Source organism: Shewanella sp. BJSY2023SW005 (assembly GCF_047314585.1).
GTDB classification, from domain to species: domain Bacteria; phylum Pseudomonadota; class Gammaproteobacteria; order Enterobacterales; family Shewanellaceae; genus Shewanella; species Shewanella algae.
Window position 1 is genome coordinate 30,153 of the sequence record NZ_JBKORJ010000052.1, and the last position, 26,526, is coordinate 56,678.

The window sequence follows — 26,526 nt, forward strand, 5'->3', positions numbered from 1 at the left end:
CTTGCTGGCCTTGATGTGTCTCTATGGCCTAAGGCCAGCAGCGATTTCCCTCAGCATCCATCAGCATGGCATCTGCTACCGCTCTTTGCTGCGGACACAGAAGCTGGACTGGCAGGATATCAGCGATATTTCATCTGTTTAATATTCAGCGAAACCCGCTAATTGGTTACTACTATTCAGATAGTTACCTGGCAAGGCTGGCACAGCGCAGCCCGCTCAGGGCCAAAGCTCGCGGGGTACTGCAATCTTTGCCCGCTAACTTTGAACGCCCGGCCGCCTAGGTGTGTGAGCTGTTGGATCAGGCCCTGCAACTCTCAATCCCCAGCGCTAGCTAAAAAAATCCCCGCAACTTGGCGGGGATTGTTGTTGATGGCGAAGCCTACTTAACGATTTCCATCTCTTGCAGCAGGTTGTCTGCATTATCCAGATACTTCATCACCCACAGCATGTAACGGCTGTCCACCTGAATGGAGCGGTTGATGTTATCGTCGTAGTTCCAGTCACCTATGATGCTCTCATAAACACCGTCAAACAGCAGTCCCACCAGCTCGGCGCGGCCGTTGAGGGTTGGCGAGCCTGAGTTACCGCCTGTGGTATCCAGAGTTGAGAGGAAGTTGACCGGTACCGAGTCAATATCCTTGAAGTAGAAGTCACCATATTGCTTGGCCTTGATAAGCTCCAGTTCTTTCTTGGGAGCATCGAAAGGTTCAACCCCGGTGTCTTTCTGCACTATGCCCTCCAGACGAGTGAAAGGTACGGCGTAGAGACCATCTTTGGGTGAGTAGCCCTTCACATGGCCCACTGTCACCCGCAGGCTGGAGTTGGCATCGGCATACACAGGTTTACCCTGCTCACGGTTGTAGGCAATGATGGCTTCCATGTACTGAGGACGCACCTTCATCAGCTCACCGGCCAACTCTTTCTTTTTCTGCTCCAGCTGCATACCTGTGTCATAGAAGGCCACGGCAAACTGGATCATAGGATCTTTCGAGGCCTTGAAATCGGCAACCGACTTGTCCATCCAGGCCAGACGCACATCTTTGTTATCCAGCTTGGTATTCTTGTACATCTTGTCCAGAGTCTTCTTCAGCTTGGCCTCATCGAGCTTGTTGCCTATGCCGAAGTACTTGTCCAGCGCCGGCAGGCGCTCAGACTTGGGCAGCGCCGCATAACGCTTGAGCATCTCAAACACCAGCGCCTTGTCGACACTGGCGGCATAACGGCGATCGATACGCTCCATACCGGCCTTGAAGCGGATCATGTCACGCTCCTGGAAACCCGGCTCGCGTTCCATGTCCGGCAATGCCTTTTCATTGGCCAGACGATAGAGTTCGCGGGCCGTTGGCAACATAGTGGTATACCCCAGATAGCCCAGGATAATGTCACGCTGCTGATCCGCCTGGCTTTGGGCTACCAGCTTGTCCAGCTGTGCCAACACCTCGCCATACTGGGCCTTGCGGCTGCTGTCGGCATCGATCCAGCTCTTGAGCTTGGCTTCCAGGGCACGCTTGTCTTCCAGCATAGTCGACTTACCATAGAACTCGATCATCGAGGTGAAGTTCTTGGCATAGTTGGCCAGACCGGCGATCAGGCTCTCGTACTTGATGCGCTCGTCACTGCCTTCCGGGGCCGTCTCTTTAATGATCTCGATAAAGCGCTCACGCAGCTCCTTGCCTTGTGGGTAAGACCACTCAAACTGGTTTTCCACTTCATTGCCGGTGCGGTATCTGTTGGTGCGGCCCGGGTAACCGGCTACCATCACAAAGTCCCCTTCCTTGACCCCTTTGGCCGACACCTTGAGGAAGCTCTTGGGCTCGTAAGGTACGTTATCCTTGGAGAAATCGGCCGGCTTGCCATTTTTGTTGACATAGGCGCGGTAGAAGGAGAAATCGCCTGTGTGGCGCGGCCACATCCAGTTGTCAACATCACCGCCGTACTTACCCACGCTGGCCGCCGGGTTATACACCAGGCGAACATCACGGATTTCCAGCTGCTTCACCAGATAGTACTCGAGACCACCGTGGAAGCTGTAAACCTGACAGCGATAGCCATCTTCTTTTTCACACTGGGCCACCAGTGACTTCTCGGCCGCCTCGACGCCCTTGTAGAAAGCGTCGCCCTGCTTGTTGTCCAGGCCTTGCTTGACCTTGTCGGTCACATTGGTGACCTCTTCGGTGACATATACCCGCGAGCCCGGAGTTGCCGGCAATTCTTCGGCAAAGTTTTTCGCCAGGAAGCCATCACGCAGCAGATTCTTCTCCGGGGTGGAGTTGTACTGGATGGAGCCGTAGGCACAGTGATGGTTGGTTACCACCAGGCCCTTGGGAGAAACGAAAGACGCGGTGCAGCCGCCCAGGCTTATCACGGCGTTCATCGGGAATTCGGTCAGCTTGGAGATAGACTTGGCGTCTATTTCCAGTCCTTTGGCCTTGAGTTCATCGGCCATGGCCGGCAATTGGTAGGGCTGCCACATGCCCTCATCGGCCTGAGCACCAAAACTGGTGGCTATGGCCGTTGCAAGTAACCATTTTTTCATTCTAGTAAGTCCATTCGCTGGTATCAGTTCAATTTGTTGTTTTTGTGCAACAAAAAAGCCGGGCACAAGTCCCGACTTTAACACAGACTACCAAGCGGCTACAGACTCGGAAAAATTCCCTTACAAAGGGCTTGTCTTAGGCCCCCAGCGTCGCATACAGCTGGGCAGCTATAATGCCTATCCCCAGGAGGGCCATCAGTGCCATCGCCGGCTTGCCACCGGCAACTTTGTAGCCTTCCGGCGACTCACGCCGCTGTTTCAGCGCTATGGCTATCGGCAGGAAGATGATGATCACCACCAAAGGCACGGCGGCAAAACCCAGCAGCGCTGAAAAACCTTCGGGCAGATACAGGGCGCAGGCCAGCGGCGGAATAAAGGTCAGCAACCAGGTCTGCAAGCGGCCGACAAAGTTACTCTTGGCGCGGATAAGCTCGGCACTGAAGTCAAACAGGCTCAGGGTCACTCCAAGAAACGAGGTGATCAACGCCAAGTCGGCAAACAGCCCAATGCACTTGCTCACCAAAGGCTGCTCGCTGATGGCCTGTAAGGCACTGATGAGTTTTGACAGTGAACCACCAAAACCGTGAATGGTATCACCGCCAACGGTACCCAGGGTTACCAACAGCCAAAGCAGATAGCAGGCCAGCGGAATGCCGGAGCCTATCAGCAGCACCTTGCGCAGGGAAACCGTGTCACCATCGAGATAGCGCACCAAAGTGGCAATACAGACATGGAAACCAAAAGAGGTAAATACCACAGGCACGGCGGCCAGCCACACATTGGCATAGGAATCGGTCGGCGCCTGTTCCAGTAAGGTATTCATATTCACCTCAGGCAGCAGAAACAGTACCACCAGCACCAGCATGACTATCATGGCAGAAAACAGCCCACGGGAGAGCTTATCGACCCAACCGACTCCCAAGGCGGCAAAACTACCCAGAGCCAGGGTAAACAAGAGTACCGCGTCCTGGCCATCCAGGGTCATATCGAACCAGGCCTTGGCCTTGAGCACCAAGAGATCGGCGCCGCCGGTCAGATAGGCGGCGGTCAGGGCAAACAGCAGGCTGAGAAAAGCGGCGCTTTGAATCAGTTGCCCCGTCTTACCCAAGGCTTTACCTGTGATGGCATGCAGGTTATCCCCCACGCCGGAGCGCAGATTGACTTCCAACATCAACAGTGAGGTGTAGGCGGAAATGCCCCAAATGACCAACATCAATAACAGTGCCGGCAGTAAGCCCATGGCAGCCGTTGCCAGTGGCAAGGCCAACATACCGGCGCCAATCGCAGTACCCGCGACTATGGCTATAGAGCCCAATATTTTTAAGTTCACTAAAATTCGTCCTGTTCTTTTGTCTTATTATCTTTAAGGTCAGATTTAACTCATGGGAAAGGCGAATTGTCAGCGCAGCTGGCAAGCTGTAACGTCTTGGCCGCAGATGAAATTCCGCCTTACGGAGTTTCATTGGCCCCAACAGCTCAGCAAACAGAAGAGGTATGCCACCAAGCCACTGGGGCTAACTAAATCGTGGACAGCGGAATTTGGGACTGCAGAGATGCAAACTCAACACGGAGGCTCTTTCTCAAAAAATTGACTTAACCGGGACATTAACAGAGCCACAGCCCTTGGGCAAGCAGGGAAGCGCGACTATCGGCCCTGAGGCGAAAAGCAGGCCGGTTGCTGCTCAGCGAACAGCTTGATAACCCGGCATTGCAGGCTCTGGAAACAAGAGCAGATGCCGGGCCGGGGCTAAAGTTTACCTGTAGTTTTGATACTTGTCGTTCAGCGGAATCGTTTGCGGGTTGAAGCGGCAAAACTCCACCAGGTTATCGGTCAACCTATCATACAACTCATCATCCACACATGGCAGGAGGTGTGCGTCACTCCTGTCTTTGAGCTCAGTGGGAAAGATAAAGTGTTCCAACCTGGATAAATCTCTTTCGATAGAGATTCTGGTAGTTTCAGAAAAGGACTTTTCCGAGAGCAAGGTATCCTTAAGAAAAGACACCAGTTTTTGAAAACCTTGATCCCAGTTAAAATTCCCGTTTGCCTGGGCTTCGTGGGCCAACTTCTCAATCGCCCGGAGAATTTCGCCCTGAACTGTCTCCGATTGCCCCGAATCGGGAACCAGATTTTCCCAGATCCATTGCGCCGTATTCTCTCCCTGAGGGATCCTGGTTATTTTTCTTTCCATGCGACCTTCCATATTGCTTTCCATATCCGCAATCCAGTGAAATACCCTAGCAGCCTAGCATTTTTGTACTGAGGTTTGACAATGATTCTACGCCCAATAGGTTCACACTTACCCGGATTTAAAAATTTCAATAAAATTCAATGCGATACCAAACTTATTCAGGTGTCACAATGGATCCTAACCGAGTCAATCACGCCTCAAGTATCCTGTTTGAATTATGCGACCTCAGCTTGTGGCTGTGGAACTATGTCAGCTGTGTCACTGAGGGCATTCTCGCTCTTGGCCACCACGCTGGCGGCAATACTGTTACCCAGCACATTGGTGGCCGAGCGTCCCATATCGAGGAAGTGGTCGACCCCGAGCAAGAGCAGGATCCCCGCCTCGGGAATGTTGAATTGCCCAAGGGTTGCAGCAATCACCACTAACGAAGCTCTGGGCACACCGGCCATCCCTTTGGAGGTGACCATCAACAGCAATAACATGGTCAACTGCTGCCCCAGACTCAGCTCAAAGCCATAGGCCTGGGCAATAAACATGGTGGCAAAGGTGCAGTACATCATGGAGCCATCCAGGTTGAAGGAATAACCCATTGGCAGTACAAAGCTGGAGATACGTTTGCTGCAGCCGAACTCTTCAAGCCGCTGCAACATTTTCGGATAGGCCGACTCAGAGCTGGCGGTGGAAAATGCCAGCAGCAAGGGCTCACGCATCAAGCTCAGTAAACGACGGATACGGCCGCCGAGGAACAAGGAACCTGCAGCAATCAACACCAACCACAACAACCCCATGGAAAGATAAAACTGTCCCATAAAGCTGCCATAAGTGAGCAATATACCACTGCCCTCCTTGGCCACCATGGCACCTATAGCGGCAAACACGGCAAAAGGAGCAAAGTTCATCACATAAGCTGTCACCTTGAGCATGATATCTGCGCCACTGCTGAGCACTGAAATCACCGGCTTGGCATGTTCACCGCAAGCCGCAGCCGCCAAACCAAAGAAGAGTGAGAACACCACTATCTGCAGAATTTCGTTGTCGGCCATGGCACCGATAACACTCTTGGGGATCGCATGGGAGACAAACTCTCTCAGGCTCAAACCACCGGCCTCCAGACCTGTCGTGGCATGGCTGTCCGGAAGCGCCAGGTCGAGCCCCACTCCCGGCTCCAGCAAGCTGACCATCAAGAGTCCCAACAGCAGCGAGATAACCGAGGCCATCATAAACCAGGAAAGTGTCTTCAAGCCGACCCGGCCAACAGTGCGGCTGTCTCCCATCTTGGCGATACCCACAGTCAGGGTGGTAAACACCAAGGGAGCTATGATCATCTTGATCAGATTAAGGAATATATCTGTGAGTATGGTAATGCTGTCTGCAAAGGTCTGGGCTTGTTCGGGGTAACACCAGCGCAAAATCTGACCTGTCGTAATACCCAGCAACATGGCGAGAATAATCGACAGGGTCAACTTGTTCATTTTCATTATCATGTGTCGTGCTCCAGTGAATGCCTGGGAGATGGATCCGCCGCCAACGCAGGGGTGCAAAAGGCCATAAGGCCAGAGAAATGCATAAAAAAGCCAGCTCAGATCCAGACAGAATGTCTTCAATAACGCTCATGACTTACATGCATATCCTATGGAGGCAAAAACTGGCATTAAGCAGTCCTGGAAGACGGTGAGATTGCCACTGGAGTAAGCCGATGAGCGTCAGCATCTTGAAACGTATCGTCCCGGAAGGGAAGCCTTAAGACTGGGTGGGCAAGTCGTCACCGTCATCTCTGACGGCTAAAAATGGCGCTTGCACTACAGGCTCGATTGGCGGGATAAGGCGAGTCAGTGTCCAATTCTATATAAATTTCAAATTATTAAAAATGTTTCGACACTAACTATTAAGATGGAAACTTTTAAAAAGAAAACCAGATTAACTGAAGATGAAACTTTATTTATCCAACTAATTTAGTGAGTTACTTCACGGCATTGTTGCGCTTGAAAAGACCACCAGGCATGAAACAGTAGCCGCAGCAGTCGCTGCGGCTATCGAGTCAGCTTTGGAAGGCGCTTATCACTCGGCTATCCAGGCCAGTTGCCAATGACTGCCGACACCGGGTTCAAACTGGGTCGCACTGGCCGACCATTGGCGGCAATAACCACTTTCCGGGAAGGGCTTGCAACGGTATATCTTGCCATCTTTGGGCTGCAGTACCCTGGTTCCCTCTGTGTATGACCCCAAACCATCAGGGAACTGGAAATCCGCCGGCGCTGTATCACCGGCTTGACGCAGGAAGAAACCAAACTCCTGGGTCAGCTCCTTGCCCTCTTGGGTCTGAGCCTTCAACTGCATGTGGTAATGTCCGGCAGCGGGCTCCAGCACTTCGATGTTGAAGTCGGCGCTGTTATTGTCAATCTGCTGCACGGCAGAACCGGATGCCTTGCCATCATGAGTACTGATAAAGGCACTGACCTGCATTCTGGCATCTGTGGTTACAGTAAAGCCAACGCTGGCCTTGCCATCGACTATCTCATAATTGTCGCTCAGGCCGCTGACACTGAAATCGCCGCCGGGAAGAGGCGCCAACTCAAAACCAGTTTCGACCCGGGTAATCCCGGAATCATTCTGGGCGAAGACATCATTCTTGCCATAGACGGGCACTATCTCACCATCGGCATTCAATTGCCCCGCCTTAAGGCCGCTGCCACCGGCATTGATCGCCTCAGCCAACAAACTGGGCCAGGTATTATGATTACCCTGCCCGGCATCGGCTATGGTGAGCCGGGTAGACAACGAAGGTTGTTCTCCGTTGTCACCAAACACCCAAGTGAACACCTGATCGCCAGCCTTAAGATCCTGGGACGGGTTGATATTCCCCACGTCCTGCCATTCGGAAGGAGTCGGGGCAGCGCCGTCAAAGTTCACATCTATGACATTGTAGAAACTGTTGCTGGTATCCCCCACTTCCCAAACCGCCAGCACAAGCTGATAACCGCTACGCTGTGGCAACTGACACTGATGTGTCAGTGTCTTGGGAGGCTGCACCATGCCGCCATCGACACTGCAAAATGGTTCGGACTCAAAGGCCGCCCGGCTCAAAGGTGCGTTGGGGTCCCAGTTTTGCTTGGTCAGATAGTAACGCCAGTCGCGGGTAACATGATTGGCGGTCAGCTGCCAGGTAAAGTTGATAGGGCCGGCACTCACAGGTTGTTTGGTCCAGCGACTGGATGACTGCTGATCCAGCTCTCTGAAACTGGCATTTCCGGCACTGGCTATCTGACCATCGGCCGGGCCGGACGCCGGAAATCCTGAAGGCCCTTCGACGCTTTGGGGTTCCCACTGAATCGCACCACAGCTAGTGTTGTTGTGTTGATTACAGGCGTAGGCTCTGGACTCTGGGCTTTTCACATAGCCATGAGCCAACGCCTGGGTAGATAACCCTACCCCAGCGGCTGCCAATGCCAAGGACAAAGCTGTTGTTTTAAATGATGATTTAACCACTTTGCAATACTCCATTTTGCTGCCTTAACGACAGTTCCTTGAACAAGCGGTATTTGGGCACACAAGAGAATGACTCTGTTGCAGACACAGTCAGCGACTGTGGCAGCCCCGCTATCTTAACCCGAGGGCCTTAGACCGGAAGCTTTGCGTCCTGAGCTTTCGCTCAGTTTGCCAAATACCCAGAAACTCTCACCTCAGTTTCCTGTGGCTGAGAGTTCTATGAGTAAAGGCAAAAATGACAACGATGTCAAAGAAGAATTTCTTTAAAAACCAAAAAGTTAAAAACAGACAATGCGTACAGCATACTGAGCATCACAACATCTGCTTGATTCATATCGGATAAACGAAGTACCGTAAAATCCCCCTGTCACTGAGCCGACCAGTGTTGCCATGACGAGCTTTATGGTTATAATGGCCGCCTCTGTCTTAGGGGAGTAGCTAACCTGGGTCCCGCCCAGGGGTAAGCATCAACACACTTGGCCTCATGCCATGGTGCTTACAGCAAGTTTAGGCTTGCCAGGCAAGACCTGAGCACGGTATACCGCACAAATATAAAGGGGTGGGCGGTGGACTGTGCTTGGAATTTTGCCACCCCGAAGGAACGCCCATTTTGGAAGCACTCATCGCCTCAACTCTCACTGTCGCCGTAGCCGAAATCGGTGACAAGACTCAGCTGTTGGCCCTGTTGTTGGCCGCTCGTTTCAAAAACAAGACCGCGATTATCTCAGGGATCCTTGTCGCCACCCTGCTCAACCATTTTGCCGCCGCCTGGCTGGGCCAATGGGCCATGGGTTGGCTCAGCGCCGATATCGGCCGTTACCTTGTTGCCGGCAGTTTCTTTGCCATCGCCCTCTGGGTGCTGGTGCCCGATAAGGTCGATGCCGAAGAAAGCCGCTTCTACCGTTATGGCCCATTCGTGGCCACCTGTTTGCTGTTCTTTATCGCCGAAATGGGTGACAAGACCCAGGTCGCAACCGTGGTACTGTCGGCCAAATACGATAGCCTGCTGATGGTAGTAACAGGCACCACTGTCGGCATGCTGCTGGCGAATGTTCCCGTGGTGCTGGCCGGCCATTTCAGTGCCGACAAGCTGCCCATGATCTGGATCCACAGAGGTTGCGCCCTGCTGTTTGCCCTCTTGGGGATAGCCACCCTGCTGTGGGAATAGGGAAACCGCTGACAGCGCAAAAGGGGCAGCTCAAGCTGCCCCTGTTATTTCCGGCGTGCCACTATCAGCTGGCCAGCATCTCTTGCACCCGGCGGCCGTAGTCGGCATCGGCCTGGCTAAAGTGGCCAATCATTCGCTGCTGCACATCCTGAGTCGCTTGACTCAGAGTACCGCAGATATTGCTGATAAGCCTGGCCTTTTCCTCTTCCGGCAACAAGCGGTAAAGATTGCCTGCCTGGGTGTAGTCATCCTGGCCATAACGGCTGTATCTGTCAGCTTCACCATCCAGGCGCAGCGGCGGCTCTTTGAACTCGGTCGCATCCTGTAGGCCGCTTGGCTGCGAGTTGGGGCCATAGTTTGCCGACGCATCGCCACCTGTCTGGCTACCATGGTAAGGGCATTGAGCCCCGGCCATGGCACCGGCACGTTGATGATGATTGGCCTGAGTCGCATGGGGGCAGTTCACCGGCAACTGGTTATAGTTGGCTCCTATCCGATAGCGCTGGGCATCGGCGTAGGCAAACAGGCGAGCCTGCAACATCTTGTCAGGTGACGCGCCGACACCGGGAACCAGGTTACTCGGCGCCAGTGCCACCTGCTCTACTTCGGCGAAGTAGTTCTGTGGCAGACGATTGAGCTCCAGTACCCCAACCTCGATCAGCGGGTAGTCCTTATGTGGCCATACCTTGGTCAAATCAAACGGGTTGATATGGTAAGTATTGGCATCGGCTTCCGGCATTATCTGTACCTTGAGCTTCCAACGGGGGAAGTTGCCATCCTGGATTGCCGCCACCATGTCACGCTGGGCATGATCCGGATCGATTCCCTTCACCTTGGCGGCCTGCTCTTCAGTCAGGTTGGCTATGCCCTGCTTTGTCTTGAAGTGGAACTTGACCCAGAAGCGCTCACCCTTGGCATTCCAAAATGAGAAGGTGTGCGAGCCAAAGCCATGCATCTGCCGATAGTTGGCCGGAATACCCCGGTCAGACATCAATACAGTCACTTGATGCAAGGACTCTGGGTTGAGCGACCAGAAGTCCCACATCGCCTGAGGATCTTTCAAATTGGTGTGCGGATTCCGCTTCTGGGTGTGGATAAAGTCAGGAAACTTGATGCCGTCACGCAGGAAGAAGGTGGGGGTGTTGTTGCCCACAATGTCGTGATTACCGCGCTTGGTGTAGAAACGTACCCCAAAGCCACGGGGATCGCGCTCGGCATCGGCACTGCCCATCTCACCGCCTACGGTCGAGAAGCGAACAAAGGCCTCGGTCTGGGTGCCAACCCCCTGGAAATGTTCGGCTATGGTGTATTGGCTCATATCATTGGTCACTGTGAAGGTGCCGTAAACCCCCGTGCCTTTGGCATGCACTACCCGCTCTGGGATCCGCTCGCGGTTGAAGTGGGCCAACTTTTCAATCAGGTGCCAGTCCTGCAGCAACAGGGGACCACGCTCTCCGGCGGAGAGGGAATTCTGATCGTCTGCGATGGGGGCGCCGCTCTGGCTGGTGATATATTGCTTCTGACTCATCTCGTGCTCCTTAATCCTTTGTCTCGTTTAACCAGTTTTCAATCACATCGAATATGGTAGCCATAAGTGCTCCCTTGAGCAGTCGTATTGGCGATGTGGTCATCTTAGTCAGGCGAAGATATTTTTAAAAACGATTAAAACTGATTGTCACAATTCTATTTATAGATTAAATGGGGTTTGGGATTGAGAAATGGGGATAAAGAAATGCATGACCGAGATAGCAGTGACTGCCAGTCGAGATGAGAAACGGCTGAAGCAGAGCAAACGTACATTGTCACAAAAGCAACAAACCTTCTAGAAACCGGCGTCTGGGGCCCCCTGACACAGGGTTGTCAGCCTTGCTGATCCTCTGATTTTTCCGGGCTTGCCTGAGGGGCGGCCTGTAAATCAGGCTCTGGGCTACGATAGAGTTTAACCAGGTAATAGGCATCGATAAGCACTATGAAGAAGTTCACCAAAGCCACAGGATATGCAGCAATGGCGATCCCATAGGCAACAAACAGCGCCGCTCCAAGCAGGTTCCACCAGCGCAGTCGTTTGATATTGGACATCATCAGAGAGATGGCCACCACTACCGATGCCAGATAACCGACCCACTCCCATATATTGATTGTATCCATTCAAGCTCCCCTATTTGGGATGGCTAATGGTGTCGAGATCCACCAGATCCCAACACCCCTGATTACGATAAAGGCGTTTACCCTTATAAGGATAGTCGGCCACATCATGGCTGAGGCGTTGTCCCATGACTAAATATTTGAGCGGCCTCTCGGAAGTGTTGTTCATGCCATGAGCCACACTGCCGGCCGGGAAAGCGATAAAGTCCCCGACCCCGATGGCGAAGACTTGTTGATCGATACACACCTCGCCTTCACCTTCGAGCACATAAATACACTCTTCTTCAAAATAATGAAGGTGGTATTCGGTGCTGTCACGCCCGGGCGCCAGCTCAATCAGATGCACTCCAAGATGACCAAGACCGATGACATCACCGAGAGATTTTCTAAGTCGCACCGCATTGGGGTTGAGGAAATGCGTCCGCTCCTCCCCTTTCATGGCATCTATCTCACTGGCTTTCAGCAGAAACTCCCTGGCATTCATCTCTGTCCCCTGAGTCAGAGCGCCCTTGAGTGAAGCTGTCAGCGCTTGACCACGGCCGCGGTCATACGGGAAATACAGGTCAGCTCACCGGCGCTGTTATGAATAAGCACTTCCCAGACAGAGCTGCGTTTGCCCAAATGTACGGCTCTGGCTGTTGCCTTGAGTTCACCATTGCGGGCTGCCCGCAGGTGATTGGCGTTGATCTCCTGACCTACACAATAGTAGTTTTCAAAGTCCACCGCAAAATTGGCGGCATAGCTGGCCACCGTCTCTGCCAGCGCCACATTGGCACCACCATGTACTATCCCAAGTGGGTTGTGGATAGCCGGAGACGCCGGCATGCTGGCTACCATATAGTCATCACCTATCTCAGTGATGCGGATCCCCAGGGTCTGCATCAAAGTGCCTTTGCCCCCCATACCGGCATCCAGTTTGGCACAATCTTCCAGGGTGATGGGTCGAAACCAAATACTCATCTTATTGTTATCCTTAGTACTCCAATAGGAAAATCAGTGTACTTGGCCGCCTGTATCCAAGTAAACCCGGCCAGCGCAATCCTCTGACCGGGTGGGTGTCAATCAAGACTTGAGAGCTTTAGCCGCGGCGGCGCAGCCCCAATGCTGCGAGAAACAGCAGTGACAGATACCCCAAGGCACCACCATCATGCTTGGAAGGCTCAACCTTGGCAGGATAACTGAGTGCCACTATCACAGGGTCATGATCCGAAGCCGAGAAGGCATTGTCAGACTTGGGCAATTCACCTGTGTACTTCTTGCCATACTCGAACATGTTGGATTCGACCGAGTTGATATGCCAGTCTTCAATGGCAACCAAACGCTCCGCCAGACTGGCGTTGGCCAGTGCATGGTCGAGATTTCCCAACTCACCGTTATAGCTGTAGGAGAAAGTATCGACACCATGGGCCAAGGTGTTGAGGTTGATAAGTCCATACCCCTTGCTGATTTCAGTTCCCTGATGCTCGTAGACCTTACCGTTCAGAGTGGTCCAGGAGGCGGTACGCAGAACCCGTTCTGATTGGGTGGCATCATAGTCGGTCAGCACCCGCACAGGATCTTCCAGACCATAGGCATTGAGATCGCCGATCACCAGGAGATCGCCGTCGATCTTTTGCAAGGCTTCTCCCAAAACTTTGGCAGCTGACACCCTGAAGGCGTTGCATTTGCCCTGCAGATCCTGAGGATCCCGGTTCTCATCAAAGTTCAGCCAATCCTCAAGACAACCCGAGCCCTTGGACTTGAGATGATTCACCACCAGAGTCAGGCTCTGATCTGCTATGTTGAACTTCTGTCCCAGACTGTAGCGCTGATACTTATCAAAGGCAGGGCTGGCTTCCTGCTTGCCATCGACTTCCCGGCTGGCAACCGCTTCAGCGGCATGCTGCTCTGGAGTCGCAATCACAAAAGCCTCGGCTGCCGGAGTCACCCTGGCGGGGCGATAAAGCATGCCCACGGTAATGGCATCGCCGCCGAGATACTTACCATCTTTTTTGTCGGCGTCGGCTATCTCTACAAAGGCATAGATATCCTCATCGGCTTGCTGCTCATTGAGCGCATCGACCAGATTGCGGATGGCGCTTTTCTCGCCAAAGCCGTTGTTGGCAATCTCCATCAAACCCACTATGTCGGCGTTCATGGCGGTAATGGCATTGACTATTTTAGTGCGTTGCAACAGCATCTCTTCTTCGCTGAGGGCGCCGCGGTTATCACCTGTTGGATTGGCGTCACCACCAACGGCATCGTTGAAGAAATTAAGCACATTGAAGCTGGCGACCCGGATATCCCCCTTCTCGGCAATAGCCGGTGCTTGGCTGCGATCGTCGCCGCGTAATATATCCCCAGGAGTAATACTGTTGGTTGCCACCAGACGATACTGGTTATAGCTGTATCCTATAACCCCCTCAAGGCCGGTTAACTGGTCGCCAACCCGCAGATATCCTGTCTCTGGGTTGAAGTCCGGCATCCAGGGCAGCTCGCCGTCTTTGACCTTGAAGTCTGACTCAACAAACAATTGGTTAGCACGGTTGGCTTGCTCCAGTGCCATCGCCTCTGGCGACAGCGGCAGGTGTACCTGGGTCGGCTTCAGCAGCGGCGCCTTGTGAGACAACATCAGGTTGTTGCGACGGGCATCGTAGTCAAAGCTGAAGTTACGGCTGACCTTGAGATCACTGCCGGCATCCAGTACTACCTTCATGCCTTCAAAGCGCTCCAGCGCTTGCTGCAGGGTTTCACCGTCTGCCACATAAAAAGGCGCAGCCACCGGCAGTTGGGTAAACTCACCCACGGCAAATTTTTTGTCAGCCTTGATATCCAACTGAGTCAGGCCATAGTACTCCTCGACCTTACCCTGTACGCAAACCTCGACACCGGGCTGCACTGTTTCCGGCGCTGCTTCACCTAGGAATACAAAGATGCCGTCGGAGGTGAAAGGCGAGTTGTCTCCCTTGGGATCTTGCAGATAAAAGCCTTTGAACAGGCTGTCGCCACGGGCACTGACCACACCCTTGAGGGTATATTCGCTGTCGGATTCGAACTTACCCTCAGGGACCAACGGACTGCGATCTCCGCTCCCCTGCACTTCATAGATGGGTGTCAGCGTGGCGCCATCACAGCTGAATGCCGTAACTTCAGGGGCTGCAGCCTCATCCAGGCTGCCGAGTCCTTTGAAGTTATCAGTGCCCATAGGTTGCCAATCGGCGGCATTGAATTGCGTCGAGGCAGTGAGCGCCGACTTGCTGCGGGCCAAAGTGATATTCAGGCCCCAGTCGGTTGGGGTAGGCACGGCGCCGACAATATCGACGACGACGCCATCTTTCATCAGGGCTACCGCATCACCGCCATTGAAATAGAGATTGCCCTTGAGGCTGTCGACTCCAGCAGGCAAGCTTATTTCAGCATTGGGATGCAGAATCACTTTAATCCCCTTGGCCGCCATGCTTTGGCCATCCAATACCAGCATATCGGAGGCATCAGTAGCGCCATCTTTATACCGCACCAATTTATAGCCGTTTAAATCGACTTGACTATCACCAGAGTTATATAGCTCTATGGCTTTATTATTGGCGCTGCCCTCAACGTATTCGCTGATTAAAACATCGGCATTGGCCATCACTGGAATGGTGGCAGCCACGGCAATCGCAATGGCTGTCAGCTTGTTAACATTATCCATATTATCAACCCCTTTAATTGTAATAATGCCGTTAATTTCTATTAACGTGCCGCGGGATTGTCCCAGAGAAGAACGGTCAATTGAAGTGGTTTAATCACATTTAGGCAACAGTTATACCGAACGCAAATTCTATATAAATCATTAATTAACCACCATGTTCTCAACTGAGAACAAAGCAGAAAACCCTGTTTCAACCCAAGCTGTTATTTAATAAATAAATAGTTAGACAGCAAATAAAGCCTGTCTTCTATAAAATATAATAAGCCGTATGATATGGTCGATAAAATAGACAAATATTTTTACATCAAATAATCAGTAAACCTCGAAACTAATTATCTCTCCCCGTCATCAAAAATTAATTTTTGCGCGATATGACCATAAAAAAAGCGGCCGGATGGCCGCTTTCATCTATTTGGGTTATCAGAATTGAGCAACAACGGGATCAGAGCAAAGCTCGGCTTCCAGTTCACAAACCTGATAAGTCACGCTATTGGCTTCGGTATTGAAGCGGTCACGGAACTGGCCATCGTTGACGGTGGTCGCAACCTGCTCACCGTCGCGGAAAATCGCCACTTCATCACCCAGGGCACCATTCCAGTTAACATCGACCATGGCGCTGCCACGACGGGACTTGAGGGCGCGGCTGATATCGGCAGAGATGCTGTGGGCAAATACCTGCACTTCCATGCTGACACTGTCGCTGAGCTCGGTGGCATCGGTCGCTGTCAGGGTCACTGTGTAGGTACCGGCCTCAGCATACACATGTTGAGGGTTTGCCTCGCTGGAGACAGAGCCGTCACCGAAATCCCAGTGGTAGCTGGCGATATCATCATTGATATCAGAGCTGCTATTGCTGAAACTGACGCTCAAACCTTCGGCTTGATAGTCAAAGCCGGCATTAGGTGCTGAAGGACCGGCTTCACCCAGCGCCGTGATCACCATACCCCAGTTGTTCAGGGTGCCTGTATCACCACCGGCATGGTCAGTCACGCTGAGAGTCCAGGTACCTTGGGCAATTTCACCGTTGAAGTCGCCCAGACCCCAGCTCTTGACGATATCGTCATTGCTGCTGCCTTCGCGATTATGCAGCACCACTTCGGTGCCGGATGGCGAAGTCAGGGTCACTGTCAAATCACCAATCCAGGTGTGGCTGATGTTGACGTTGGTATTGACACCAAAGATCTGCAGCGGATCGGCGATCTCAATGGTGCTGGTCACTGTGGTGTTATCGGCAATAGCCACTGGGGTATCATTGCTGTATGGGAAGTCATTCAGCCCTTGAGGGATGATTTCCAGGCTCACCACACTGCTCTTTTCAATACTGCCGTCATTACCCGATACCGTGATGGCGTAATCGCCCCACTGAGTCTCGGCGGTACTGGCTACGTTCAGGGTAAAGCTGTCACCGGCACCAACGCTGGTGGCAGACAAAGATACCCCTTCCAGAGCAGGCTCCACACTGACACTCAGCTCAACACTACCATCCCAACCGGCCACACTACCGACACTGAAGTCATAGCTGGTGCTTTCACCGGCTTCGATAGTGCGGGCAGCCGGAGTCACGCTGAAGCGATAACTGGGGCTTGGGTTGGCTTGATCGAGCGCGTTGGCCGCGTTCAGACGGGTACCGGCAACACTCTTGCCAGTCATGGCCGCATTGGCATCACCCGAATTCATCAACAGTTCTTTCATCTCAAGCGGTGTCAGATCCGGGTTGATGGACCACACCAGAGCCGCCACCCCGGTCACCATAGGCGTAGCCATGGAAGTACCCGAATAACTCTCGTAACCACCACCTGGAACCGTTGACAGAATGGCACTGCCAGGCGCCGCCATGTCTACGCTGGTAGCACCCCAGTTGGAGAACCAGGAGATACCATCCGAGCTATCGGTACTGGCGATAGACATCACTATGTCCGATTCATAGTTGGACGGATAATGAGGGCTGACATCATTGTCACTGGTGTCATTACCGGCCGCAGCCAGGAACAGAATACCGGCTTCACCGGCGGCTTCGATGGAGTCCTTCAGCGCCTGGCTGAAACCACCGCCGCCCCAGGAGTTGTTCGTTGCTTTGATATCAACGCCGTGATTCACCTTGAGATCAGTCATATAGTCGATACAGGCGATGGCATCTGCGGTAGAACCTGTACCGGCAGGGGTCAGGAACTGACAACCAATGATCTTCACATCCCAGTTAACCCCGACCACACCCAGACCATTGTTGCCCTTGGCACCAATGGTGCCGGATACATGGGTACCATGGCCGTTGCCGTCCATGGGATCGCCATTATTGTTGGCCGAGCTGAAACCGTGAACATCATCAATCACGCCGTTGCCGTCATCATCTATGCCGTTACCGGGAATTTCACCCGGGTTAACCCACATATTGGCCTGCAAGTCCGGATGGTTATAGTCAACCCCGGTGTCGATAACCCCAATGATCACATCCGAGCTGCCTGTGGTGACATCCCAGGCTTCGGGAGCATCAATATCGGCGTCAGCCACACCACCGGTTTGCCCAGTGTTGTGCATGCCCCAGAGCTCAGGGAAACGGGGATCATCCGGCATGCCTATGGCCCGCAGAATGTAGTTGGGTTCAGCATATTTAACCGCAGGGTGGCTGGAGATCATCTTGATCGCCTGCTCAATATCAGCGCCTTGACGCAGATTCAGCTTGGCCAGACGGCCATCGAGCAAGCGGGCAAATTTGTCATCTATACCATCGGCATTAGCATCACGCAGAGTGCCACGTACCAGGCGCTGAGCCGCGATGCGCTCCTCTTTGGTGGCATTATCCTTGTAAACCACCAGGATAGAGTCCTTGGCGTAACGGATCTCGTTTTTAGCCATTGCTGGAGCGGCGCCAAGCGCCATAACACCAGCGACAGCCACCGCCAATGGCGAGAATTTTTTCAACATATTCGGGCTTCCTATAGTCCTTATAATCCCTTGGTATCCGGAACGGCTTGCATCTGCGGCACTTCCTTGAAACGACAGGCAAACAATGGCCAGCGAGTGAAATCCGGCGTTTATTTATTGCAAATAGATTGTTACCGCAATGAAAACAAGAGAGAAAGTAGTAAACTGAAAAATACGACTTTGCTACTAGACGGGTTAGGTATTTTGAATCTTGAAAACATCTGAAAAATAAAAATAAAGACTTATTTTTCAATACACTAAATAAAATCAGACCTTCAAACCAAGACAATATCGACTAAAGCCTAAATAGCCTTTAACTCCGATTGCGGCACCCGTCCCATACGCGTAACTTTTGTTGCTGATTTGTTCCACTCTGGTTCAATCAAGGATATGTACGAAAAGGAGTCTTAGGTGTCGGTACTCGCAAAAATCCTGTTTGGTTCAGCCGTTTTGTTGACCAGTCTTGGTACAGCAGCGACAGAGCGCCAGGTAAATGCACTACAGGAGTTGCCAGTCACCCTCCAGACACTGCTGGAAACTCAGGGACGCGACAACTTGGTCGACCTGATGCAACAAGGCAGTTTCAACCAAGCCATCATAGTTCAAGCCGGAATTGACAACAGCGCCATCCTCACCCAGGCCGGGTTTGGAAATCAGGCACAAGTAGTACAACTCGGGGTCAATAACCAGGTTGAAATGATGCAGGTGGGTGACGCCAATAAGGCAAACATCACTCAAATAGGCAATGACAATCTGGTGCAACTCAACCAGCTTGGCAGCGCCAATTTTTCGATACAACAAATTGCCGATGCTGCCACTATCAGCATCACGCAGTATTAAAAACACAGGGAGCGTTTAATGAAATCTCAAGCTAAAAAGTCACTGATTGCACTGGCTATCACAACAGGTCTGGGTATGAGTGCCCAAGCCTTCGCCGGCAGTGTCAACGAAATCTCAGTTAACCAGCAGAGCCGCAGCACTGTAGGTCAGGAAGTCTATGCCGAGCAAACCGGCATACTGAACCTGGCAGTCATCAATCAGGAAGGTTCTGCCCAGGAAGCCACCGTGGTTCAAGACGGCGTTTGGCACGAAGCCTATGTTGATTCCAAGGGCGACGAAAACAAAGTTATAGTGACTCAGAATGAAGACTGGCACGTGGCCAGCGTCGATGTAGACGGTAACGTCAACACTGCAACTGTCGCTCAATCCGGTTTCTTCAACGAAGCCAATGTTGAGCTGATCGGTGACAACAACAGCGCCGAAGTAAACCAAAACGGTGACACCAACTTCGCAGTATTCCGTGTCAACGGCAACGACAACTCTGGCTATATCAGCCAAAACGGTAACAACAACGAAGCCGGCATGATAGCCGTTGATTTCAGCCCCAACGTAGGTAACGGTAACTCTGTGACCGTGCTGCAGGAAGGCAACAGCAACATAGGTGGCGTGCGTGGCGTTGCCGGTGATAACAACAACATCGAAATCGATCAGGCAGGTGATCTGAACACTGGTTTTGTTTACGCCCTGTCCGGCTCTGAAAACAACATCGAAATGATGCAAACCGGCACTGCCAACACCGCAGTACTCGAATTCACCACAGGTGATGACAACGATGTTGAAATCTACCAGAAAGGTGATGGCAACGCGGTAGGCGATCTGCTGGTTGCCGATATTCAGGGTAGCGACAACGTAGTCGATATCCAGCAGGAAGGCGACACCAACGGCGTTGAATTCCAAATCTGGGGTGACGACAACAACATCGACCTGGAGCAGGATGGCAGCACCAACTTCGCTACTGCCGCCGCCTATGGCACTGACAACAGCATGGACCTGACTTCACAGGGCGATTACAACGAGCTGGTTGCATTCGCCACAGGTGAAGACAACCAGATCGAAATCCATCAGGAAGGCACTGAAAACTTTGCCTATGCCGAGCTGGAAGGTGAGAACAATGAAGTTGATATGGAGCAAGATGGCAGCGCCAACGAAGCTCTGGTCACTGTTGTTGGCTATGACAATACCGATATCGAAACCACTCAAAGCGGTGACCTCAACCTGGTAGACCTGCTGATCCTCGGTGATGACAACCTGGCTCAAATCGTTCAAAGCGGCGACAACAACTGGGTGAGCGGTGTTGACGGCGGCGCCTTCGCCGTGGTTGGTACAGGTAACAGCCTGATGATCACCCAAAGCGGTAACGAAAACCTGGTTGTCGGTTCTCAGGCCGGTACCAGCAACGCTATCAGCGTAACCCAAAGCGGCGACTACAACGTTGCCACTGTTATCCAGAACTAATCACTCTGGTGCTTTATGCGAAGGGAGCCTCTTGGCTCCCTTTTTGTTTGCCCAATTGCCAACTGAGCGTGAGTCATCATGGCTTGAAAACTCATGGTTCCAGCGGTTTCTTGGGAACCCCATACCATAAGCATCGAATAACAAGGCGAGTATTCGCCGCTGGCACAACGGCTAACATGGCTTTGAACCAAATATCACTAATAAACCTGGTTTTAGCTGCCAGCTAAGTTGCAGCCCGGCTCTTGCACAGGCGATCCTGTGACTCGGCGAGAGTTGCGAAGCAACAAGCTTATGAGCGCGAGCCAGGGATGGCGAACTGGCCGTTGTGCATGGAGGCATTTACACCACGACTTTACGCCGCTGGCACGGCGGCTAGCATTGCTTTAAGCCTTAAATCCCTCACCAATACTTGCCGGGCTTTTGACCACAGACGTAACCCATCACCTGCGGTGGGCTCTTGCACAGGCGATCCTGTGACACGGCGTTAATACGTCCCTGTAGCCTCGACGAAAACATCTGACCTACATGGACGTAGGAAATGCCGAATTTGTCAGGAACAAAATTCGGCCCTGTTTTCGACGGTCACAGTTCCGCCTGTGCCTGAAAATGAGGTGTATGTCTGCAGGCATATAGGTAGCTTCAAACAAGTTAGCTCTCACAAAATTGCTCCAATCCCTCCTCGGTGTCGCCGAGAGCCTTTGGCGCAAATAACATAGCTGAAGGCGAATGCTCGCCGGTGGCGAGTGGCTTATGAACGCGAGCCAAGGAAGGCGAGCTGACCCTTATGCATGGATGCATTTACACCACGACTTTCGCCGCAGGCACAACGGCTATCATGGCTTTGGCAGAAAGCCATTCCCGACGCGCAAAAAGGCGCAAAGCAGCGGCGATTGCCGCACTCTGACAGGAATTTTCCACTGACTTGGCTTACATAAAAGCCATCAGAGCATAAACAAGCCCCATTCGGGGCCAAGTTCAGGCTGGATCTAGCGACAAATCAACTGATGAGATCGAAGTGACTCTGATAGGTCTGGGCCCAACGCAACAATTCGACTCGATTACGAGATTGAGTCTTGCGGAAAATCGATGAAATATGCGCCTTGACCGTATGCTCACTGATACACAGACGTTGGGCTATCTCTTTATTCCTGGCACCACTGGAAACCAGCTGAATAATGGTACGTTCACGCCGGGTCAACATCTGCAGCATGGAAACCGTATCGGCCGACATCTCATTGCCAGTGTCCAAGGTCTTGACCAGCTTACGGAACATCTTGCTGATAAGGGTTCTGTCGTACCAGAGCTCATCGGCCACCATCTTGCGCAGGCCAGTAAGCATAAGATCGATGCGCTGATCTGAATAAAGTACCCCGCGGATCCCCAGCAACATAGCCGATTCCTGATCCAGTGAACCTCTGGCAACTTGGTAGAGGGCGACAGGAACATGAGAGACCAGACGGCTGGCCAGCAGAGGAATGCCCTTATTGTCCAGCGCCGACCCCTTCTGAGAAATTAGATAGAAAGTACTATCGCTCTTCTGCGGATCCAACTGTTCCGGGTGGCGTACTATACGGGTCTTAAGACCAATGGACTCGGCCAGTATGGCCAAATGACAAGGGGCGGCTATCTGGTTTATAAAAACCAACTCATTGATACTACTCATATTTACTCTTCTCCCTGAAAAGTTTCGCTCATATCCCTAAAGGGATAGCTTCCTTAATCACTTTCCGTGAGCTTACACAAAAAGTATCAGATGATTCTGACCAGATAGTGTCCGGTTTTCATCACCATAAAGTATGATTCTAACAATCTTTAGTCGCATTGCCAGATGAAATATTGTAAAGACTGTATATGGCTCTCTCTGTCCCGACCTGTCAATCGGCGCCAAGACGCTGCAACTGGCGGTCATGAAATGAGGATAAAAACAGCAAGGCGGCGATGGCACCGATAAGAGCCATCAGCATATCCGACTGGGTATCCCAGACATAGCCCTGGGTGCCGAGAAAGGCCTCGGCACCTGTGCCTGTAGCCGCGGCAACCCACCATTCAATCAGTTCATAGAAAGCCGACAAGGCCAAGGCAAAACAACTGACCAGAAAAGCACACCAGGCACCAGGTTTCACTGCTTGATTACGCAGCAGTATCTCCCTGGCAATCATTGCCGGGATAAATCCTTGGGCCAAATGGCCCAGCTTATCGTAGTTGTTACGCTCAGAGCCCATCCACTGCGCTAAAGTATCGAACAGCGGCACCTCGGCATAGGTGTAGTGGGCGCCGACAAACAGTATCAGGCAATGCACCAAGATCAGGCCATAAAGCAGCGGAGTCAGCGGAAAACGTTTGCGGGTAAAAAACAGTATCGGCAGCGCCAGCATCCCAGGCAGCGCTTCCAGCCACCAAGTGAAATCATCTTTAGGCGCTATCGCCGACCAGATAAGTACCACAAAATAAATGACCAGCCAGATAATTGTGTTTTTCAAGCCACTTTCCTTATGCCAGTGATTGTTCTCAATTAGGAAAAAATACTTTAGCCATCTAGCCCTCCACTTCACCTGAAAAAAGTGCTACTTTGATTGGGCATGGGCGAAAGCATCATAGCATACGTACATTAGTTAATAATCAAGAGGGTACCTATATCATGGCGAAACACTCGCTGGACAAGGATAAAATTAAAATCCTGTTGTTGGAAGGCGTCCACCAATCAGCCGTCGATGTGCTGGAAAGGGCTGGCTATACCAATATCGAGTATCACAAGGCATCACTCTCCGGCTCAGAGCTTCAGCAGTCGATCAAAGATGCCCATTTCGTCGGAATCCGCTCCCGTACCCAACTGACCCAAGAAGTATTACAACAGGCGGAAAAGCTGGTTGCCATAGGATGTTTCTGTATCGGCACCAACCAGGTCGACCTCAAGGCTGCCGAGCAACTGGGTATTCCTGTGTTCAATGCGCCCTTCTCCAATACCCGCAGCGTGGCCGAACTGGTACTCGGTGAAATCATCATGCTGCTGCGCGGTATTCCGCAGCGCAACGCCCTGGCCCATCGTGGTGGCTGGCTCAAGAGCGCCAATGGCAGCTTCGAAGCCCGTGGCAAGACCCTGGGGGTCATAGGTTATGGCCATATCGGTACCCAGTTGGGGATCCTCGCCGAAACCTTGGGGATGAAAGTGATCTTCTTCGATATCGAAGATAAGCTGCCGCTGGGTAACGCCCAGCAGGTACATTCCATGGAGCAGTTACTGTCTCAAGCCGATGTGGTCAGCCTGCATGTGCCTGAAACACCACAAACCAAAGAAATGATTGCCCAGGCCGAACTAGCGATGATGCGCAAAGGCAGCATACTGATCAATGCTTCCCGCGGCACTGTGGTGGATATCGACGCCCTGGCGGTAGCCCTCAAGGAGCAACAGTTGGCTGGTGCCGCCATCGACGTGTTCCCGGTTGAGCCCAAGTCCAATACTGACGAATTCCAAAGCCCGCTGCGCGGTCTGGATAATGTGTTACTGACCCCCCACATAGGCGGCAGCACAGAAGAAGCCCAGGAAAACATAGGTATTGAGGTTGCCGGCAAGCTGGCCAAATACTCAGACAACGGCTCTACCCTGTCGGCAGTCAACTTCCCGGAAGTATCGCTGCCGCAGCATAAAGATGCCTCCCGCCTGCTGCATATTCACCATAACCGCCCCGGTATTCTGATCAAGATTAACCAGGCGTTCTCGGAGAAAGGCATCAACATTTCAGCCCAGTATCTGCAAACCACGGCCACCATAGGTTATGTGGTGATGGAGGTAGATACCACCCAGGCTGAAGAAGCACTGACAGAACTCAAGTCTATCGAAGGTACTATCCGTACCAGACTGCTGTTCTGATTTTTGAGGCTTTCACAGGGCGCCATATTGCTATCGGCGCCCTGTTTATTTCTGTCAAATCCGCTACAATCGCAGATCTCTTAATGCCTTCAATCTCAGGATCTTGTTATGAGCATTTGCGTTTCTCAGCCCGATTGGCCACTGGATGCCGGCATTCCGGATCTGCTTATTTCCCGCCTCTCTCACTTGGGTCTGCTTGCCGTTACCGGCGAACAGGGCCGCAGCTTTATCCATGGTCAGGTCACCACGGATATCAGCTCTCTCACGGCCGAGCAGTGGCGTTGGGGCGCTCACTGCGATCCCAAAGGCAAAATGCTTTCAAGCTTCAGAACCTTTGCCCTGGGTGATGCCCTGATATTGATGATGCCAAGGGATACCCTGGCTGCCGACTTGCCGCAACTGAAGAAGTACGCTGTGTTCAGTAAGGCCGAACTGGTCGATGTCAGCGACGATTACAGTCTCTTGGGTATAGCCGGCGCCAAGGCTGCCACTTGGCTGGCAGAGCAGTTCCCGGGCTTCAGTCCAGAGCAGCAAGTAAGTGCTGTCGATGACGGCGTGGTACTGCAGGACGGCGAGCGCTTTATTCTGGTTCTGCCCAAGGCCCGGGCCGATGCCTTGTGCCAGCAGCCTCCTGTCGATGCCAGTGCCTGGCAAGAGCTGGAAATCCTTGCCGCCTACCCTAACCTGCCGGCATCACACATGGGCCAATTTGTACCGCAGATGTGCAACCTGCAGGCCATCAACGGCATCAGCTTCACCAAAGGTTGCTACATGGGCCAGGAAACCGTGGCCAGAATGAAATATCGTGGCGGCAACAAGCGAGCCCTCTATATTCTCAAGGGTAAAGCCACTGTCGATGTCACCCCGGAAACCACACTGGAGATGGCGCTGGATGAAGGTTTTCGTAAGGGCGGCAGCATTATTGAAGCCGTACAACGAAATGGCGAGTTGCTGCTGACCGCAGTGCTGGCCAATGACACAGAAGTCGGCGCCAAATTCCGCATCGCTGATGATGAAAACAGCGAACTGACGGTACTGCCTCTGCCCTACTCTCTGGAAGAGCAGGAGTAACAATGAATGACCCAATAAAGGCGCCGTCGGCGCCTTTATTTTTATCCGCAGTTTGTCGCTATTCAGTGCCGGACTCAGTTTCCATATGAGTATCACGCACCTCTATCACCTGGGGCAGTATCTGTTTGAACAGTTCCACCAGTTCAGGGTCGAAGTGTTTCCCCGCCTCAGACTCCAGTAACGCCATGGTATCTTCTATGCTCCAGGCCTTCTTGTAAGGTCGAATCGAGGTCAGGGCATCGAAGACATCGGCAATGGCGACGATTCGCCCCTCAATGGGAATATCATTGCCTTTCAAGCCATTGGGATAACCTGAGCCATCCCACTTCTCGTGGTGAGTCAGCGCAATGCGCCGGGACATCTGCAACAGAGGATCCGGGTGCTCACCGATAATCTCGGCACCGATTTCGGCGTGTTGCTGCATGATTCGCCACTCTTCGGCGTCCAGTTTCCCCGGTTTTTTCAGCACAGCGTCCGGAGTACCTATCTTGCCGATATCATGCATGGGCGCCGCATTGTAAAGCAGCTCACAGAAGTTGTCCGGCAGCTTGGCCTGTTGTGCCAGGAGCCTGGCATAGTGGCTCATGCGAATAACGTGTAAGCCGGTCTCGTTATCCTTGTATTCAGCGGCACGGCCCAGGCGACGGATGATCTCGAAGCGGGTCTGTTCCAGCTCGCGGGTACGTTCGCGCACCTGTTGTTCCAGCAAACGCTTCTGATCGTAGAGGGCCAAGTGGTTACGTACCCTGGCTCTGACTATCGGGGCACTGACAGGCTTGGTGATGTAGTCGACAGCCCCCAAATCAAAGCCCTGGGTCTCATCGGCCACCTCAGAGAGAGCGGTGACAAAGATCACCGGGATATGGCTGGTCATGGGTTCCTGCTTGAGACGCTTACAAACTTCATAGCCATTCATGCCCGGCATCATCACATCCAGGAGGATCAGATCCGGAGGGCTCTTCTGCGCCAACGCCAGCGCTCTTGGGCCATCTATCGCCACCTTGAGCTTATAATCGTCGCCGAGGATCCCCACCAGAATATCTATGTTCTCCGGTGTATCGTCCACCACCAGTACAGTGGCTTTTTCCATCTCAATCTCCCTCTTGTTACGGGCTCCACATCCTATTTCAGCGCCACAGTGCTTTACCGGCGGCGCGAATATCCCCTAATGAG

General features: G+C 52.6%; 19 protein-coding genes and 2 riboswitches. Of the genes, 5 read left to right on the plus strand and 14 right to left on the minus strand.

Features of this window, described 5'->3' with window-relative positions; translation table 11 throughout:
• Window positions 1-379: 379 nt before the first annotated feature.
• The 5 genes from ACMHXI_RS15375 to gbpA form a co-directional block, all read right to left on the minus strand.
• On the minus strand, window positions 380-2,536 hold the full coding sequence (locus ACMHXI_RS15375; protein ID WP_100142563.1) for a S46 family peptidase: 2,157 nt from the start codon (window positions 2,534-2,536) through the stop codon (window positions 380-382).
• A 136-nt stretch (window positions 2,537-2,672) separates the two neighbouring features.
• Window positions 2,673-3,866 (minus strand): aromatic amino acid transport family protein, encoded by a 1,194-nt coding sequence (locus ACMHXI_RS15380; protein ID WP_025008990.1) that lies wholly within the window; start codon window positions 3,864-3,866, stop codon window positions 2,673-2,675.
• Window positions 3,867-4,290: 424 nt separating this feature from the next.
• Window positions 4,291-4,728 (minus strand): hypothetical protein, encoded by a 438-nt coding sequence (locus tag ACMHXI_RS15385; protein ID WP_044735944.1) that lies wholly within the window; start codon window positions 4,726-4,728, stop codon window positions 4,291-4,293.
• 215 nt (window positions 4,729-4,943) lie between these two features.
• The gene (locus ACMHXI_RS15390) at window positions 4,944-6,212 is read right to left on the minus strand and encodes a dicarboxylate/amino acid:cation symporter (RefSeq protein WP_208185033.1); all 1,269 of its coding nucleotides are present in this window, start codon (window positions 6,210-6,212) and stop codon (window positions 4,944-4,946) included.
• A 574-nt stretch (window positions 6,213-6,786) separates the two neighbouring features.
• The gene (gbpA, locus tag ACMHXI_RS15395) at window positions 6,787-8,229 is read right to left on the minus strand and encodes an N-acetylglucosamine-binding protein GbpA (protein ID WP_413735397.1); all 1,443 of its coding nucleotides are present in this window, start codon (window positions 8,227-8,229) and stop codon (window positions 6,787-6,789) included.
• Window positions 8,230-8,312: 83 nt separating this feature from the next.
• A riboswitch (cyclic di-GMP riboswitch) is annotated at window positions 8,313-8,397 on the minus strand.
• A gap of 234 nt (window positions 8,398-8,631) precedes the next feature.
• Window positions 8,632-8,804, plus strand: a riboswitch (yybP-ykoY riboswitch).
• A 20-nt stretch (window positions 8,805-8,824) separates the two neighbouring features.
• On the opposite strand from gbpA, the gene ACMHXI_RS15400 reads away from it, so the two are divergent.
• Window positions 8,825-9,382 (plus strand): TMEM165/GDT1 family protein, encoded by a 558-nt coding sequence (locus tag ACMHXI_RS15400; protein ID WP_025889349.1) that lies wholly within the window; start codon window positions 8,825-8,827, stop codon window positions 9,380-9,382.
• Between the two features lie 64 nt (window positions 9,383-9,446).
• Here ACMHXI_RS15400 and katB read toward each other — a convergent pair whose 3' ends face one another.
• From katB to ACMHXI_RS15430, 6 genes are all read right to left on the minus strand, one after another.
• Window positions 9,447-10,910: a catalase KatB gene (gene katB / locus ACMHXI_RS15405; RefSeq protein WP_208185035.1), complete on the minus strand. Its 1,464-nt coding sequence runs from the start codon at window positions 10,908-10,910 to the stop codon at window positions 9,447-9,449.
• A 332-nt stretch (window positions 10,911-11,242) separates the two neighbouring features.
• Window positions 11,243-11,530, minus strand: coding sequence for a YgjV family protein (locus ACMHXI_RS15410; RefSeq protein WP_044735110.1), 288 nt, complete (start codon window positions 11,528-11,530; stop codon window positions 11,243-11,245).
• 10 nt (window positions 11,531-11,540) lie between these two features.
• Window positions 11,541-12,011, minus strand: coding sequence for a cupin domain-containing protein (locus ACMHXI_RS15415; protein ID WP_096140950.1), 471 nt, complete (start codon window positions 12,009-12,011; stop codon window positions 11,541-11,543).
• Window positions 12,012-12,049: 38 nt separating this feature from the next.
• Window positions 12,050-12,487 carry a PaaI family thioesterase gene (locus ACMHXI_RS15420; protein ID WP_025008982.1) on the minus strand — a complete coding sequence of 146 codons (438 nt, stop codon included), beginning with the start codon at window positions 12,485-12,487 and terminating at the stop codon, window positions 12,050-12,052.
• A 118-nt stretch (window positions 12,488-12,605) separates the two neighbouring features.
• A complete protein-coding gene (gene exeM / locus ACMHXI_RS15425; protein ID WP_413735400.1) occupies window positions 12,606-15,197 on the minus strand; it encodes an extracellular exonuclease ExeM in 2,592 nt (863 codons plus the stop codon).
• A 420-nt stretch (window positions 15,198-15,617) separates the two neighbouring features.
• Window positions 15,618-18,119: a S8 family serine peptidase gene (locus ACMHXI_RS15430; protein WP_413735402.1), complete on the minus strand. Its 2,502-nt coding sequence runs from the start codon at window positions 18,117-18,119 to the stop codon at window positions 15,618-15,620.
• Window positions 18,120-18,530: 411 nt separating this feature from the next.
• Here ACMHXI_RS15430 and ACMHXI_RS15435 point away from each other — a divergent pair, with 411 nt between their 5' ends.
• Window positions 18,531-18,959: a curlin gene (locus ACMHXI_RS15435; protein ID WP_025008981.1), complete on the plus strand. Its 429-nt coding sequence runs from the start codon at window positions 18,531-18,533 to the stop codon at window positions 18,957-18,959.
• Between the two features lie 18 nt (window positions 18,960-18,977).
• Window positions 18,978-20,414: a curlin gene (locus tag ACMHXI_RS15440; RefSeq protein ID WP_025889354.1), complete on the plus strand. Its 1,437-nt coding sequence runs from the start codon at window positions 18,978-18,980 to the stop codon at window positions 20,412-20,414.
• A gap of 997 nt (window positions 20,415-21,411) precedes the next feature.
• Here ACMHXI_RS15440 and ACMHXI_RS15445 read toward each other — a convergent pair.
• Window positions 21,412-22,077 (minus strand): helix-turn-helix transcriptional regulator, encoded by a 666-nt coding sequence (locus tag ACMHXI_RS15445; RefSeq protein WP_025008979.1) that lies wholly within the window; start codon window positions 22,075-22,077, stop codon window positions 21,412-21,414.
• A gap of 211 nt (window positions 22,078-22,288) precedes the next feature.
• Complete coding sequence (locus ACMHXI_RS15450) at window positions 22,289-22,894, minus strand: DUF2238 domain-containing protein (protein WP_071238484.1); 606 nt, start codon at window positions 22,892-22,894, stop codon at window positions 22,289-22,291.
• Window positions 22,895-23,052: 158 nt separating this feature from the next.
• Here ACMHXI_RS15450 and serA point away from each other — a divergent pair, with 158 nt between their 5' ends.
• Entirely contained in the window at window positions 23,053-24,282 is a 1,230-nt protein-coding gene (gene serA / locus ACMHXI_RS15455) for a phosphoglycerate dehydrogenase (protein WP_028779409.1), read from the plus strand.
• Window positions 24,283-24,390: 108 nt separating this feature from the next.
• Window positions 24,391-25,353 (plus strand): tRNA-modifying protein YgfZ, encoded by a 963-nt coding sequence (gene ygfZ, locus ACMHXI_RS15460; protein ID WP_109247847.1) that lies wholly within the window; start codon window positions 24,391-24,393, stop codon window positions 25,351-25,353.
• Window positions 25,354-25,411: 58 nt separating this feature from the next.
• Here the strand turns inward: ygfZ and ACMHXI_RS15465 are convergent, their stop codons facing one another.
• A complete protein-coding gene (locus tag ACMHXI_RS15465; RefSeq protein WP_044735116.1) occupies window positions 25,412-26,443 on the minus strand; it encodes a two-component system response regulator in 1,032 nt (343 codons plus the stop codon).
• Window positions 26,444-26,526: the final 83 nt, after the last annotated feature.